Source organism: Lacticaseibacillus jixiensis (assembly GCF_042847315.1).
GTDB lineage: Bacteria > Bacillota > Bacilli > Lactobacillales > Lactobacillaceae > Lacticaseibacillus > Lacticaseibacillus jixiensis.
Genome location: NZ_BAAFPR010000001.1, coordinates 206,736 through 221,994, shown reverse-complemented (window position 1 = coordinate 221,994; position 15,259 = coordinate 206,736). Strand labels below are relative to the sequence as shown.

Annotated in this window: 14 protein-coding genes; 10 read left to right on the top strand and 4 right to left on the bottom strand. The window is 54.0% G+C overall.

Annotated elements, in window-relative coordinates:
• The first annotated feature begins 69 nt into the window (after positions 1–69).
• Genes fmt through pknB form a run of 4 tightly spaced genes read left to right on the top strand, consistent with a single transcriptional unit; the run spans position 70 to position 5,088 of the window.
• Positions 70–1,011 carry a methionyl-tRNA formyltransferase gene (fmt, locus tag ACGG90_RS01075; protein ID WP_390404726.1) on the top strand — a complete coding sequence of 314 codons (942 nt, stop codon included), beginning with the start codon at positions 70–72 and terminating at the stop codon, positions 1,009–1,011.
• Complete coding sequence (gene rsmB, locus ACGG90_RS01070; protein ID WP_390404724.1) at positions 1,004–2,344, top strand: 16S rRNA (cytosine(967)-C(5))-methyltransferase RsmB; 1,341 nt, start codon at positions 1,004–1,006, stop codon at positions 2,342–2,344. Before fmt ends, rsmB begins: the two co-directional genes overlap by 8 nt.
• 3 nt (positions 2,345–2,347) lie before the next feature.
• Positions 2,348–3,091, top strand: a complete 744-nt coding sequence (locus tag ACGG90_RS01065; RefSeq protein ID WP_390404722.1) for a Stp1/IreP family PP2C-type Ser/Thr phosphatase — start codon at positions 2,348–2,350, stop codon at positions 3,089–3,091.
• Positions 3,088–5,088 carry a Stk1 family PASTA domain-containing Ser/Thr kinase gene (gene pknB / locus ACGG90_RS01060; protein WP_390404720.1) on the top strand — a complete coding sequence of 667 codons (2,001 nt, stop codon included), beginning with the start codon at positions 3,088–3,090 and terminating at the stop codon, positions 5,086–5,088. Before ACGG90_RS01065 ends, pknB begins: the two co-directional genes overlap by 4 nt.
• 173 nt (positions 5,089–5,261) lie before the next feature.
• Here the strand turns inward: pknB and ACGG90_RS01055 are convergent, their stop codons facing one another.
• Genes ACGG90_RS01055 through ACGG90_RS01040 form a run of 4 tightly spaced genes read right to left on the bottom strand, consistent with a single transcriptional unit; the run spans position 5,262 to position 9,898 of the window.
• Entirely contained in the window at positions 5,262–6,620 is a 1,359-nt protein-coding gene (locus tag ACGG90_RS01055; RefSeq protein WP_390404718.1) for an aldehyde dehydrogenase family protein, read from the bottom strand.
• A gap of 13 nt (positions 6,621–6,633) precedes the next feature.
• Positions 6,634–7,497 carry a class II fructose-bisphosphate aldolase gene (locus ACGG90_RS01050; RefSeq protein WP_390404715.1) on the bottom strand — a complete coding sequence of 288 codons (864 nt, stop codon included), beginning with the start codon at positions 7,495–7,497 and terminating at the stop codon, positions 6,634–6,636.
• On the bottom strand, positions 7,497–8,855 hold the full coding sequence (locus ACGG90_RS01045; RefSeq protein WP_390404712.1) for a hypothetical protein: 1,359 nt from the start codon (positions 8,853–8,855) through the stop codon (positions 7,497–7,499). Before ACGG90_RS01045 ends, ACGG90_RS01050 begins: the two co-directional genes overlap by 1 nt.
• Before the next feature lie 26 nt (positions 8,856–8,881).
• Positions 8,882–9,898, bottom strand: coding sequence for an ABC transporter substrate-binding protein (locus ACGG90_RS01040; protein ID WP_390404709.1), 1,017 nt, complete (start codon positions 9,896–9,898; stop codon positions 8,882–8,884).
• A 159-nt stretch (positions 9,899–10,057) separates the two neighbouring features.
• Here ACGG90_RS01040 and ACGG90_RS01035 point away from each other — a divergent pair, with 159 nt between their 5' ends.
• From ACGG90_RS01035 to ACGG90_RS01010, 6 genes are all read left to right on the top strand, one after another.
• Positions 10,058–10,861 carry an ABC transporter permease gene (locus tag ACGG90_RS01035; RefSeq protein ID WP_390404707.1) on the top strand — a complete coding sequence of 268 codons (804 nt, stop codon included), beginning with the start codon at positions 10,058–10,060 and terminating at the stop codon, positions 10,859–10,861.
• Positions 10,846–11,616 carry an ABC transporter ATP-binding protein gene (locus ACGG90_RS01030; RefSeq protein WP_390404705.1) on the top strand — a complete coding sequence of 257 codons (771 nt, stop codon included), beginning with the start codon at positions 10,846–10,848 and terminating at the stop codon, positions 11,614–11,616. Before ACGG90_RS01035 ends, ACGG90_RS01030 begins: the two co-directional genes overlap by 16 nt.
• Positions 11,609–12,730 carry a 6-phosphofructokinase gene (locus ACGG90_RS01025; RefSeq protein ID WP_390404703.1) on the top strand — a complete coding sequence of 374 codons (1,122 nt, stop codon included), beginning with the start codon at positions 11,609–11,611 and terminating at the stop codon, positions 12,728–12,730. Before ACGG90_RS01030 ends, ACGG90_RS01025 begins: the two co-directional genes overlap by 8 nt.
• A 107-nt stretch (positions 12,731–12,837) precedes the next feature.
• A complete protein-coding gene (gene rsgA, locus ACGG90_RS01020) occupies positions 12,838–13,743 on the top strand; it encodes a ribosome small subunit-dependent GTPase A (protein WP_390404700.1) in 906 nt (301 codons plus the stop codon).
• Between the two features lie 18 nt (positions 13,744–13,761).
• Positions 13,762–14,409, top strand: coding sequence for a ribulose-phosphate 3-epimerase (gene rpe / locus ACGG90_RS01015; RefSeq protein WP_390404697.1), 648 nt, complete (start codon positions 13,762–13,764; stop codon positions 14,407–14,409).
• Positions 14,406–15,074 carry a thiamine diphosphokinase gene (locus ACGG90_RS01010; RefSeq protein ID WP_390404694.1) on the top strand — a complete coding sequence of 223 codons (669 nt, stop codon included), beginning with the start codon at positions 14,406–14,408 and terminating at the stop codon, positions 15,072–15,074. Before rpe ends, ACGG90_RS01010 begins: the two co-directional genes overlap by 4 nt.
• The last annotated feature ends 185 nt before the right edge of the window (positions 15,075–15,259 follow it).

Sequence of the window (15,259 nt, the reverse complement as noted above, 5' to 3'; positions counted from 1 at the left end):
CGTGGTAAGATATAGTTATTGAACGCACATTGACTGATGAATGCAATATCAGCAATAACAGGGGGATTTATGACATCTGTGATTTTTCTTGGCACGCCGGACTTTGCGGTGCCGATTCTCGACGCATTAAATGACCAATACAATGTTTTGCTTGTGATCACCCAACCTGATCGCAAAGTAGGGCGCAAACAACTACTGCACCAAAGCCCAGTCAAGCAAAAGGCCCAAGCACTCGGGATTGAGGTGTTGCAGCCAGAAAAGCTCTCCGGTTCTGCCGAACTGGAACAAGCCATTGCCATGGCGCCTGATTTGTTGATCACCGCCGCTTATGGCCAATTTCTGCCGACAAAATTCTTAAACGCCGCCAAGATCGCGGCGTTAAACGTGCACGGGTCGCTGCTGCCGAAGTATCGCGGCGGCGCGCCGATCCAATATTCGATCATCAACGGGGATGCAGAAACTGGGGTGACGATTATGGAAATGGTCAAAGCCATGGATGCCGGCGATATGTATGCCCAAAGTAAACTGCCTTTGACCCGGGCAGACGACACCGGGACGGTTTTCAAGAAATTGTCGCTGATGGGGCGCGACTTGTTGATGGCGACTTTGCCGGATATCATTGGCGGCACGGCGCATAAAACCCCGCAAGACCCGGCTTTGGTCACTTTCTCTCCGGCGTTAAAGAAGGCTCAAGAACGCTTGGATGTGACTTTAACGGCGACGCAGTTGGACAATTGGGTGCGCGGCTTGCGCCCAGATGTTGGCGGTTGGGTCGAAATGAACGGTGTGCGCACCAAGTTATGGGCGATCACGCCGCTTGACGCCACCACCACCTTGGCGCCAGGCACTGTCGTTTTGCGCAGTAAGAAACAACTGCAAGTCGCCGCAGGCTCAGGCACGGTGTATACGATTGACGAATTGCAGCCGGCTGGCAAAGCGAAACAACCAATCGCAGCGTATTTGAATGGTGCTGGTAAGGCCATTCAAGAAGGAGACCAACTCATTGGATAAGAATAATCCGCGACTGCTTGCCGTGAACGTGCTCGAAAAAGTCGAGAAACAAGGCAGCTATTCGAACTTGACGCTTGATGCGGTGTTGAACAACCACCAGCTTGAAGCACGTGATGCCCATTTGTTAACCAACATTGTGTATGGGGTGATCCAGCACAAGTTAACGCTGGACTTTTATTTGGCGCCTTTTGTCGGCAAGCGCAAGCTCGATGCTTGGGTGCGCGTGCTGCTGCAAAGTGCTGTGTATCAGCTGACGTATTTGGATAAAGTGCCGGCGCGGGCGATTTTCTATGACGCCACTGAAATTGCCAAGAAGTTAGGCCATGTAGGGATCGCCAAATTCGTTACCGCCGTGTTGCGCAACATTCAACGCCAAGGCGTTCCTAGCCTTGACAGCATTGAAGACCCGCTGGAGCGCTTGAGCATTCAAGCCAGCACCCCGCGGTGGCTGATCGATCAGTTGATCGATCAATGCGGCTTAGAGAAGACTCAAAGCATCTTAGCCGGCATTAATCAGCCTGCCAATGCGTCATTGCGCGTAAACACCACCAAAACCACCCGGCCGGTGTTGAAACAAGCGTTAAGCGAGCGCTTCGGCGACTTGCGCGAATCGGCGATTTCACCATATGGCTTGGTGGCCGATGGCGGCTATCTCGCCGGGACACCGGAGTTTGCGGCTGGTTGGTATACCATGCAAGACGAAAGCTCGATGCTGGTGGCGCCGGCTTTAGACGTGGCGCCTGATGCCCAAGTCTTAGACGCTTGTGCTGCGCCTGGTGGCAAAACCACCCATATCGCTCAGTTCTTAGATGCCAAAGCCGGCGGCAAAGTCGTCGCGTTGGATCTGCATCCGCATAAGGTGCAATTGATCGCGCAAAATGCTGCGCGCTTAGGCTTAGCTGATCGCATCGACGCGTATCCCATGGATGCACGCCAAGCACCTGATCAGTTTGCCCCACAGACTTTTGATCGGGTGTTAGTCGATGCGCCGTGTTCTGGATTAGGGCTGATTCGCCGCAAGCCGGAAATCAAATATGAGAAGACGCCTGAAGATTTACAGCATCTGCCGGAAGTGCAAGGGGCGATCCTAGACGCCATGGCCGACTTGGTGAAAGTCGGCGGGCGCTTGGTTTATAGTACCTGCACCATGGTTGCACCAGAAAACCAAGGCGTTGTTTCAGCGTTCTTGGCGGCGCATCCAGAATATGAGCAGCAACAAACCCAAGCGGCTTTGACCTTGACGCCTGACCGCAAAGGCTTGGCGTTACAGCTTTATCCAGATGATTATGGCACCGATGGCTTTTTCATCGCGGTGCTTCAACGCATGAGGTAAACCATGGAATACGCATATCGTACAGATATCGGGCGCAAGCGGCCCAACAACGAAGATTATGTCGGGGTGTTTGATAACCACGATCATGCCACTTTGGCGATCGTGGCCGATGGCATGGGCGGCCATCTTGGCGGCGACGTCGCCTCGGAAATGGCGGTGTCACACATCGGTTATGCCTTCGAGAAAACGACCAGCGCCGATATTGAAACGATCGTGCGCTGGCTGGTTTTTGAATTGCAAGAAGAAAACAGCCTGATCTTGGAGAAAGCGCAAAAGTACACTGACTTGTCAGGAATGGGCACAACGCTGGTGGCGGTGATCATTTCCGGCACGCGCTTTGTGGTGGCCAACATCGGCGATTCGCGCGGCTACTTGTATCGCGGCGGCCATTTGGTGCAAATTACCGAAGACCACAGCTTAGTCAACGAACTGGTCAAAACCGGTGAGCTCACGCCTGAAGAAGCCAAGCGCTTCCCGCAGCGCAACGTGATCACCAGAAGCTTAGGCGTGTCTGACGCAGTGGATGCTGATGTGACGATTTATGATATGGAATACGATGATTATTTGCTGTTGTGTTCCGACGGGCTGACCAATCAAGTGTCCGATCAAGAAATCGCCGCCGTTTTGGCGCAAAAGCTGGCACTTGGCGATAAGGCCCAGCAGTTGATCGACATGGCCAACGCTGCCGGTGGTCCGGATAACATCACCGCATTATTGATCCATCAAGACAGGAGGGAAGCGGATTGATCGAGCCAGGCTACACGTTAAACGAACGCTATCAATTAAAGCAGACCCTCGGTGAAGGCGGGATGGCTAACGTCTATCTCGCCCATGACTTGATTCTGGACCGCGATGTGGCGGTGAAGGTCTTACGCTTAGACTTGCAGAATGACCCAGACGCTGCGCGCCGCTTTCAACGCGAGGCGATGGCCACCAGCGAATTGGTCCATCCCAATATCGTCGCCATTTATGACGTCGGTGAATCCCATGGCCAACAATATCTGGTCATGGAATATGTGCCAGGATCTGATCTGAAGAAATATATCGTCGAACATTTCCCGATCCCGTATCAGCGCGTCATTGAGATCATGGGCCAGATTTTGTCGGCGGTGCAAGTGGCCCATGACCACAACATTATTCATCGCGATTTGAAGCCGCAGAATATCTTGATCGATCGCGACGGCAACGCCAAGATCTCCGATTTTGGCATTGCCGTGGCGTTGTCAGATAATTCGATGACGCAAACCAATTCGCTGTTAGGCTCGGTGCATTACTTATCACCGGAACAAGCCCGCGGCGGCATGCCCACGCGCCAAAGCGATATTTACGCGCTGGGGATCATTCTGTTTGAGATGTTGACCGGCACGGTGCCGTTTGAAGGGGATTCGGCGGTATCGATCGCCTTGAAACACTTCCAAGAAGCGATGCCCAGCGTGCGTCAATTTGACCCGCGCATTCCTCAAGCCTTAGAGAACGTGGTCCTTAAAGCCACCAGCAAAGACCCGGCAGAACGCTACACTTCAGCTGACGCCATGGCCAGCGACTTGAAAACGTCATTGTCACCGCAACGCGCCCATGAAGCGAAATTTGTGCCGAATGCCGCAGATGATTTAGACGAAACCAAGGTGTTGCCAACACTCAATGACGCCGCGCCTAAAGCACCTGCGGCAGAACCAGCGCCAGCTTCGGCAACTGAGCCGGCACCTAAAGCCAAAGCCAAGCCCAGCAAGTGGGCTTGGCTGCGCCACCGCTGGCCGTTTATTGCCGCGGCGGTGGCAGCAGCGTTGATCATCATCGGGGTGATCGTGGCGTTATCTGGCGGCAACAGTGAAGTGGCAGTGCCTGATCTGCGCGGGATGTCCACGGCGCAAGCGTCTACGGCGTTAGAGAATGTTGATTTAAAACTCGGCAAAGTGACCAAGGTCCATTCCGATGCCGTCAGCAAAAACCGCATCATCGCCAGCGACCCCACGCGCAGTACCAAGGTCGCCTCTGGCAGCAGTGTGGATGTGACGTTATCCAGCGGCCAAAAGAAATACACGCTGACGGATTACACCGGCAAAGACTATAGCGACGTCGCCCAAGATCTGCGCAAGCAAGGTTTCACCGTGCGCCAGGTCAAAGCCGCCAGCGAAGATGCCGCCAAAGGGACGATCATCAAACAAGATATCGATGCCGGCAAGAAAGTCGTGCCAGAAGACACCACCATCACGTTCACCGTGTCAACTGGGACACAGACCTTTGCCTTAGCCGATCTGGGTGGACGTTCGGAAGATTACGTCAAGCAATACGCTCAAGACGTTGGCTTGACCGCGACGATCAATTATGACTATTCCGACTCGGTTTCTGATGGCGCCGTGATCAGCCAAACCCCAGGGGCCGGGACTGATATGGCAATGGGCGACAGCTTCTCGGTGGTGGTTTCTCGCGGCAGCCGCCCGCAAAGCAGCAGCAGCTCTGAATCCGCCCCTGAACCAGACGCCAAGCCTGCCAGCAATCCTGATGTGCCATCGGTGGTGGGCCAATCAGAAGACGCCGCCAACAAGGCCTTGTCAGACGCCGGCTTTGGCGTCAGCTCACACACGCAAGCTTCTGATTCCGTTGAAGCCGGCAAGGTGATCAGCCAAACCCCATCAGGAACTGCTGAAGCCGGGGCCACCGTGACGATCGTGGTGTCCAGTGGTCCAAGCACCAGTGCTTCAAGCAGTGCTTCCAGCAGTGCCAGCTCCTCCAGCAGCAACTAATCGTTTGATCAATAGCCCTTCGTCAGGATCGCGATTCGCGATTCTGACGAAGGGCTTTTTTTAGCGATTTGCTTGATCATGAGTCAATTGCACAAAAATACCAGTGCCTCATCCCCATGATTGGGACTAGGCACTGGTGCGTATCGTGGCCAAAGCGGTGTTGCTAAAGACTGTCACTTCGATTCAGCCATGATTTTCTGGTTGGCAAATTCGGTTAAAGCCAATTCACTCATTTCCCGACCGTAACCGGAATGCTTCACCCCGCCAAAAGGCAGCTGCGGATAACCATTGGCGGCTTGGTTGATGAAGACTTGGCCGGTTTCCATGCGTGAAGCGACCTTGCGGGCATGTGCTGGCGTGCCAAAAACCGCCCCTGCTAAGCCATATTGACTCTGATTCGCCAGCTTGATCGCTTCGTTATCATTGGCCGCGATCAACAGCTGCCCAACTGGCCCGAAGAACTCTGCATCAAATTGGGGATTGTCCGGCGCCATTTGACCAAGCAGAATCGGTTCAAATAAGGCCTCGCTGTCCGCCACGCGACCGCCGGCAATCAACACTGGGGCCCCGTGGTGCACCGCAGATTCGACTTGGGCTTGCAATGAAGCGGCAGCTTGAGCAGAAGCCAGCGGCGCCAAAGTCGTGGCGAAATCAGCAGGGTCGCCTGGGTGATATTGGGCCCAAAGCGGTTTTAAGGCGGCTAAGAAGTCGTTTGCGACAGCGGCGTTGACGATGAAGCGTTTGGCGCTGGTGCAGACTTGTCCGGCATTACGCAATCGCGAATCGGCTGCGGCTTGAGCTGCTTGGCCAAGATCAGCATCAGCCAATACCACCAAAGCGTCATTGCCGCCTAGTTCCATGGTGGTTTTGGTCAAAGCGGCACCAGCTTCTTGGGCGATTTGGCGGCCGGCTTGCGGAGAACCAGTCAAGGCCACGCCTTGAACACGGTCATCGGCGATCATGGTGTTGATTTGTTCGCGAGTGGCAAACAGGTTGGCAAACGCTCCGGCTTCAACTGCAACAGCCACACAAGCGGCAAAGGCCAAGGCGCAACTAGGCACATTTGAGGCGTGTTTTAACACCACCGCGTTGCCTAACAAGAAGTTTGGCGCAAACACGCGCATCACTTGCGTATAAGGAAAATTCCAAGGCTCAATGGCTAAAACAATGCCGGTTGCTTGGGTCAATAATTCCGCACTGCCGCCTGCAAAGGGATAAGGACGCGGTGCCAATGCTTGCGGGCCGTTTGCGGCATAAAAGCGTGCAATGTTGGCGGCAGCATGGGCTTCAGCCAAGGCTTCTTGATGACGCTTGCCCATGTCGGCAGTGGCAAGTGCAGCGAGTTGTTCGGCACGATCATCGAAGGTTTGCGCGATTTGGGCGAGCTGCGCAGCGCGGTTGGCAACGGGTTCGTTGTAATGCCTGTGATAATAAGCATCCCCGGCGGTTAAGACGGCTTCGATTTCATTTGCGGTAGCATCAGGGTAAGTACTGGCGACAACGCCAGTATATGGATTGCGGCTTTGATACATGAATAATTCTCCTTTAAGCTTGACCAGCGGAGCCGAAGATTTGCAGGCGGGCTTGGACTTCTGCTTGGACTGCGGCTTGTTCCCATTCGGTAATCGCCGTGACATAAGGCTGTTGGGCGACGGTGGCATTTAATTGATCCCGGATCCGATTGGCGACATGATAGGCCATGTTTGAAAAGTAATTGATTTTGGCAATACCGCCTTTGATCATGTGCCGATAGTCATCATCACTCAAGCCAGATCCGCCGTGGACCACCAACGGCACCGCCACAGCTTCATGCAAGGCGGCCAAGCGCTGCCAGTTTAAGTGCGGCGTTTGACTGTAGACCCCATGCACCGTGCCAAAAGCCACCGCCAACATGTCCACGCCGGTATCGGCCACAAACTCCCGGGCCTCAACAGGATCAGTATAAGTAGCGCTTAAAGCTTGATAATCGACAGTGGTATCGACACTGTCACGCTGCATCGGCCCAAGCTCTGCTTCAACTGATGCGCTTAAAGCATGGGCGCAAGCGACGATGCGCTTGGTGTGCAGGCGATTGACGGCTAAGGGCTTGGCGGAGCCGTCATACATCACACTCGAGAAGCCGGTGTGCAAGGCTTGAATACAAACTGCAGGATCAAAGCCGTGATCCAAATGTACAGCAACTGGCACGCTGGCTTGCTCGGCAAGGGTCAGCAGGACTGGCGCCATTAAGTTTAAAGGGACGATATTTTGCGCGTGTTTTTGGGAAAGTTGCAAGATCACAGGCGAGTGTTGTGCCTGTGCTGCTTGGACCACGCCGCGGGCCATGGCAATATCGGTCACGTTAAACGCACCGACTGCATACCCGTGGGCAGCGGCGTGGTCGACCAGCGTTTTGGCAGTGGTTAACATCAGCGCACCTCCTGGTTGGCGTAAATCGTGGTTGGCAGCTGCAAAAGCTTGCCCAGTGCCGCAATACCGGCGATCACGTCGCCGTAAACCAAGGCGAAGTGTTGTTCCGTGCCGTGATCGATCAAGGCGTCAAAAACCGTTTCAACTGGCTGTTCCAATTGAATACGGGCCGAAACCCCATCAAATTGCGCCGGCGCGTCGATCGCCTTGCCGCGCAACGCCACAAGCGAATACGCGCCTTTGGCATCCACCGACACGCGCAACATTGTGACCACGCCAGGCTTCAAGACGAACTGAGGGCTCACAGGCATCTTCCGGTTGGGATGCACCGAAGCTTTCACGCCATATTTCAAGTTAGCATGCGCAAAAGCCGCGTAATCATGCCAAGCCGAAATCGTGTTATCAACTGGATCGAGGCTGGAAATTAGATCCAGCATGTCCACCGGTGCGCTTGGTGCCACGAGTTGTTGCAAGATATATTCTGACAAGGCGCCGTGGATATCGCATTCCATGGCTGTGGGCAAGCCTTCATCACATAACTGTGACCATACGGCGCCAGGCGCTGCGTGATAGTCATCGAAGAAGTCCGGCCAACACCGTGAGGCCAAGGCTTTGAAGCCATCACGCTTGGCCCATTGGCGCATCAAGGCGACGAACTTCACATAGCGGGTGGTTTCAGGCAAAGTCAGGTCCAAGTCGTCAAAATGCGCCGCAGCGTAAGTCAATTCATCGGCGTAAGCGGCTTGAGGCAAGGCTTCTGCCGCCTGAAAGGCAGTCTGGGTGCGGTAATGGATCAATTGGGTCCCAAACGTCGCCGCCAGTTTGGCTTCATCGGTACCAGAGAATGCAAAGCCAGTCGGAAAGGTCCCGACCACGCCGATAGTCAGCGCGGCCAGTTTGGCCCGTAACGTTGCCGCTTGGATAAACGTTTGCGTTTGTTTGATCACAGCTTGGTCCGTGGGGTCGCCATAAGCGAAGGTGAAAGCATGTGCATGGGTATGCAAGTAATTGCCAGTCGACATTAAGCCAATACTGCCGTTGAGGCGCAACCAGCCGCCAAGCGACGGTTCTTTAGAAGCTACCAGCAACATCGGGGTGGTAGGAAACTGCGCATGCACCGCCTCAATGAATTCAGCCCCGGTGAAGCTGGTGTTATGGAAAATGATCCCGGCAAAGGGACCTTGATCGTGCACAGCAGTTAAATAATCTGCCAATTCATCAAGATCGCCCAGGTTGTGCGGCGGTGTCACCACCGCGGCGTCTTGCAGCAAAGTCAGCATTTGTGTGTAGCGTTCATCAGCGGTTTTGGCATCAAATAAGCGGCGGACAACAGGGATATATAGTAGTGGTTGGGTCATATCAAGTTCCTCCTGATTGGTGGCGATCATTTTGCTGCAGCAGTGGCGGCAGCTTTGATCAGTTTGGTTTCAACATAGTCGGCGGGTTTTTGCAGATCAGCGTCAGCACTGATCAAGCCGATGTTGATCAAGTTGGTTTGCAGTTGCTGGTAGTATTTGGCCAAAGTGCCGTTAGCAATCAGCTGTTTGACTTGCTTGGCTGAATACAGCTTCTCAGTACTGGTGATCATCGGCTGCACGTCTTTTTCATCCATCGCCAGCACTTGCGCGATCCACTTGGCGGCATCCTTGCCGCCTTGATAACGGTAGTCCATGGCCTTAAACATTGCGGTGTCAAATTTTTTCACCAATGCGCTGTGTTGTTTGACAAAAGACTTGGTGGCGACCCAAGAACAAGGGAACGGGCTGTTGCTGGTGAAGTCGGCATCTTTGGCTAAGGTCACCGCCTGTTTGCCCAGCTTAGCTGTGATCTGGCTGGTACCAGGGGCCCAAGTGGCTGCTGCGGCGACTTTGCCGGAAATTAAGGCATTATTGATGGTGGCCGCTGACATCGACACGATCTTGACGTCGGATTCGGTCATGCCAGCTTTCTTTAATGCGGCATCTAAGATCATCTGGCTTGATGTGCCTTGGATCACGGCGACTTTCTTGCCTTTGAGCGATTTGATATCGCTGACGCCTTGCGCCTTGTCACCGATCACCTGATCTGAGGTGGATAAGCCGTCAAAGAACACGATTTGCGCTTGGCCTTTAGTGATGCTGCCTAAGACCCCAGGGCCGACTTCGGCAATGTCGATCGAGCCGGATTTCATGGCGGCTAGTTCTGCAGCGCCGTCGCTAAATTTGACAAGTTTCACATTCAAGCCTTGATCCTTGAAATATTGGGCTTTTTGGGCGATGGCAGCTAGGCCAACGGAATTGACAGCGTAGTTGTAGCCGATCTTGACGGTGGTTTGATCGCTTGTGCTGCGCTTGCTGCAGGCGGTCAAGCCAACAACGGCAAACAGCAATAATAATAAATAGGTCCAGAGATGTTTTCGCATAATGGGGAGCTCCTTTGTGGGGTGTTGGTTGAATGAAACCAAGCATAGCCGCGCAACCTTTAACCTAGCTTAAAATTCACCGAATTGGTCTGGTTGGGCAATTTAAGCCTGCTTTAAGCTAAGCTGCGCATAATGAGCAAAAAATCACGGAGGCTTGTTATGCAAATTCAAAAAGTTGCCAAGCGGCAAGTAATGCTGCCGCATGCGCAAAAGCATCATTGGACCAAAGGCTTATCCTTATGTCTATCGTTAGGCGTGGCCATCTTGGTATGGAGCTTGTTGGCCATTGCCCCAGCCACTGCCGATAGTTTTCCTAACTTATTGAAGGTCGCCCAAAGCGTTGGCACCATGATCAACAAAGGGGTGCTGTTTACCGATATTGGCGCCAGTTTATTTTCAGTGGGGTGTGGGTTTGCGCTGGGCTTTATCATTGCCTTGCCGCTTGCGATCGTGATGGCTTGGTATGCGCCGATCGAGCGCATCATCGGGCCTTGGATCCAGTTTATTCGCAGCATTCCGCCGCTGGCTTATGTGCCGCTGGTGGTGATTTCTGCCGGAATCGGGGCCAAAGCGCAGATCATTGTGATTACTTTAGCTACCAGCTTGGTGATGACCATCACGATTTACCAAGGGGTGCGCAACGTTGATCCGATTTATATCAAAGCCGCCAGAGTCCTAGGCGCCAAAGAACGCGACATTTTCCTACATGTCGTGATCCCAGCTACCACGCCATACATCATTACCGCGGTACGCTTAGGCGCGACGACGGCGTTGACGACGCTGATTGCCGCAGAAACCACTGGCGCTTCAGCTGGTTTGGGGATGCGGATCCAGTCGTTATCGCAGACTTTTGATACGGCGCCGATGATGATGTATATCATCTTGATCGGACTGATCGGCATTGCGATCGATCACGGGATCCGATTGATCGAACGGAGGGTGACCCAATGGCAAGCCAAGTAATTGAAATCAAACATTTAACCAAGCGCTACGCCAATGAGCGATTGGTATTAGACGATATCAGCTTAAGCGTGGCGCAGAATGAATTTATCACTGTCATCGGCCCCAGCGGCTGTGGCAAATCTACTTTGTTGAATATTATTGCCGGTTTGGAAACTGCCACCAGCGGCGTTGTATTGGATCACGGCCAACCAGTTGCCGGCACAGCACCGCAGCGCGGGGTGGTATTCCAACAATATGCGCTGTTTCCTTGGCTGACCGTGCGAGAAAATGTCGCTTTTGGTTTGAAAATGCAACGGCGGACTTCAGCAGATGTGATGGCTGAAGTGACCCGCTTCATTAAAATGGTGGGTTTGGCCGACTTTGCTGACAGTTATCCTAAAGACTTGTCTGGCGGGATGAAACAACGCGTCGCCATTGCCCGGGCTTATGCTGCCAACCCGTCGCTGTTGTTGATGGATGAACCATTCGGCGCTTTGGATGCACAAACGCGTGCGCAATTGCAAGGCGAGCTGCTGAATTTGTGGCAACAAGCACAAAAAACGTGTTTCTTCATCACCCATGATGTTGACGAAGCCATCATCCTCGGTCAAAAAATCGTTGTGATGGGGGCGCACCCAGGCCACATCAAAGCCGTCATTCCCGTAGACTTGCCATATCCGCGCAGCGTGGACACCCGCTTAAGCGAAGCGTTCTTGCAAATCAAACAGCAAGTGTGGGGGCTGGTTTACACTGACCAGGAGGCGGCGCATGACTAAATTATTAGTGGTGCACGGCGGCGGGCCAACGGCGGTGATGAATGCCTCACTTTTCGGCATCTTGGCTGCTGCCAGGGCTGCAGGCGTGGCTGTGGCTGGCGCCAAGTTTGGCATCGCCGGGATTCAAAGCGGCGCTTGGCAGCCGCTGCCTAAAGTGCCTTCAACCAAACTATTGACCACCCCTGGCAGTGTGCTTGGCTCATCGCGCACGCCGCTGACTGATGCAGATTATCCAAAGCTTGCCGCCTGTATCCATCACGCAGGCTTTAGCCATGTGTTGATGACTGGCGGCAATGGCACGCAAGCCACTGCGCGGCGTTTAGCCGCTGCTGGGGTGGCGGTGATCGGGGTGCCCAAGACCATCGACAATGATTTGGTAGGCGTTGATCATGCGCCGGGGTATTTAAGTGCCGCACGCTTCGTGGCGGCAACTGTCCAAGAAATCGCCGCTGATGTGGCTGCGCTGCCGATCCATGTGGTGATCGTCGAGGTGATGGGGCGCAATGCCGGTTGGCTGGCGGCTGCGGCCAGCTTGGCGCAGCCTGATCTGCTGTATTTGCCAGAGCAGGCTTTTGATGAAGCGGTGTTCTTGGCGCAAGTCGAGGCGATCGCAGCCCAACGCGGCGGAGCCTTGGTGGTGGTGCCTGAAGGCCTGCGTGATGCTGAAGGCCAATTGGTCGGTGTGTCACCACAGAATCGATACGCCGCTTCGATCAGCGCGTATTTGGCCAATTTGGTGATGACCAAGCTCCATCGCCGCGCCCGCAGTGAAAAGCCTGGTTTAGCCGGGCGTGCTTCGATTGCTTGGCAGGCCCCGCGTGACCAAGCTGAAGCGGTGGCAGTGGGCAAAGCTGCCGTCGCTGCGGCTTTAGCAGGCACTGATGGCGTGATGGTAGGCTTGACTCATGGTGGTGAAACGCCGCTGCTGCCACTTACGCAATGTCGCGGACAACGACCGCTTGCGCAAATTGTTCATCAATACGCACCACCCTGGCGTGACTCCAGCGTTCAAAGCCTGGCTGGCGCCGCTGCTGCCGCCATTGGCAGATTATGCGCGCTGATTGAAGATCCAAACCGTCAAAACAAGCGTCAAGGCCGGCAATGTCGGCCTTGACGCTTGTTTGGTATTGACGGATCCGGGCAAATTGCGGGCAAGACTCGCGGATCGTGCAAAGACGCTGTACAATGAAGTAATCGAAGTCAAGAACAGGAGAAGATTATTTGAGTGAACAATTAGTCGGGCGGATCATCGGCGGCATCAGCGGATTCTACGATATTCAAGTTGGTGATACCACATATCGCACCCGCGGTCGGGGCAAAATGCGCCAGCAGAAGATCACCCCGTTAGTCGGTGATTTTGCCGAATTCACCCCAGCAGACGGGACAGATGACACCGGGTACTTATTGCGCATCAAGCCGCGTACCAACGCTTTGGTGCGCCCGCCAGTGGCCAATATCGATCAGGCCATCTTAGTGGTGGCGGCAGCCGAGCCGGATTTTGACACCAACTTGTTGGATCGCTTCTTGATTTATCTGGAAGGTAAAAATATCCACGCGCAAATCTATTTGACCAAGACTGATTTGGTGTCTGTCCAACGCTTGGCTGAAATCAAGGCGTCGTTAGCCGGTTATGCGCAAATCGGTTATCAAAGCTTCTATTCGCTGCCGCCTTTTGCTGAAGGCACACTGGCGGCGGTGCGCGAGACTTTCGCTGAGCGGCTGACGATTTTCACCGGCCAAACTGGCGCAGGCAAGTCGACGCTGATCAATCATTTGGTACCAGGGTTGACCATTGCTACCGGCGAGATTTCCAAAGCCTTGAATCGTGGGAAACACACGACGCGCTCAACGGATCTTTATCCGGCCAATGGCGGGCTGGTAGCAGATACACCAGGGTTTTCGTCTTTGGGTTTGTTGGATGTGACCTTGGATGATTTGCGGGATCGCTTTCCTGAATTCAAGGCTTTGGCTGCGCAGTGCAAGTTTCGCGGCTGTCAGCATCTTTCAGAACCGGCTTGTGCGGTGAAAGCGGCGTTAGCCCAAGGCAACCTCATGCAAAGCCGTTATGACGATTATGTGCAGTTTCACACCGAACTGGCAGGGCAGCGGCCGACTTATCGCAAATAAACAGAAAGCAGGGATATTATGAGAATTGCCCCATCGATTTTAAGCGCGGATTATGCCAATTTACAACGCGACGTGGCTCAAGTTGAGCAAGCCGGCGCTGATTTGTTGCATGTGGATATCATGGATGGCCATTTTGTGCCCAATCTGACTTTTGGCCCAGGCATTGTTTCGGCGCTGCGCCCGGTGACAAATTTGCCGCTTGATGTGCACTTGATGGTGTCAGATCCTGGCCAATGGATCGCGCCTTTTGCCCAAGCCGGCGCCGATACCCTGCTGGTGCATGTTGAAGCCACGCCGCATATTGCGCGGATGGTGCAATTGATGCACAAACATGGCGTCAAAGCCGGCGTGGTGGTCAACCCAGGCACGCCGTTGAGCAGCTTAGAAGAATTATTGCCGCAAGTTGATCAAGTCTTGGTGATGACGGTTAATCCAGGCTTTGGCGGTCAGCAATTCCTGCCGGCAATGGCGGATAAAGTCGCCCGCTTGGCCAAGGTGCGAGAGGCGTTAGGGTTGCATTTTGACATTGAAGTCGATGGCGGGATCAATGACCACACGGCCAAAATGGTGGCCGAAGCCGGCGCAGACATCGCCGTGGCGGGTTCGTTTGTCTTCAAAGGCGATCCGGCGCACCAGTTGGAATTGCTCAAGGCGTTTGGCAAATGAGTACGCTGAATTTATTGCTCGGCGGGCCTAAAGCGTTGTATCCCGCTGCTTGGCAGGCGCTGTCTGGCCAGTGGGTCGGAGTCGATCGCGGCAGTCTGCACTTGCTTGAAGCCGGCATCACGCCGAAATTTGTCGTCGGCGACTTTGATTCATTGACTTCAGCGGAGTATGCGCAAGTGCGCCAAGCTGTGGCTGAAGTGCATACCGCGCCAGCCGAAAAAGATGAAACCGACACCGAAATGGCCGTGCGCTTGGCTTTTGACACGCATCAAGCCACAAATGTGCGCTTAGTCGGGGCCACCGGCGGGCGGCTGGATCATTTGCTGGCCAACTTGTTCTTGCCCACCCAGCCGCGCTTTGCTGAATATACCAACCGCATCGCCATGTTGGATGCGCAGAATTTCGTGCAATTCTACCAGCCAGGGACTTATACCCTTGACGTGCAAGATGCGTATCATTACCTCGGTATCGTGCCGCTGACGGCTGTGGCGGATCTCAACATTTCAGGGGCGAAGTATCCTTTGGCGCATTGGTCCAGCCAGACGCCGTTTAGTTGGGCGTCAAACGAGTTTATTGGCCAGCAGCCGGTGACCATCGCTTGGCAACAAGGTATCGTCGCCGTCGTATACAGCCATGATCGGCGCGGGCAGAAATTGGATAATTAGGTCATTTCTAACATGAACAGATCAATTTCGATTGCTCGGCTTAACGGTTAGGACGGCGAAATATCTTGTAACACCAAATGACACAAAAGCCCCCACATTGCATGCAGTGTAGGGACTTTTGTGTCATTTGTTAGAGCAGTTTGATGATTGAGGCGACATCCAATCATCTAGTCTAATTTGTTTGA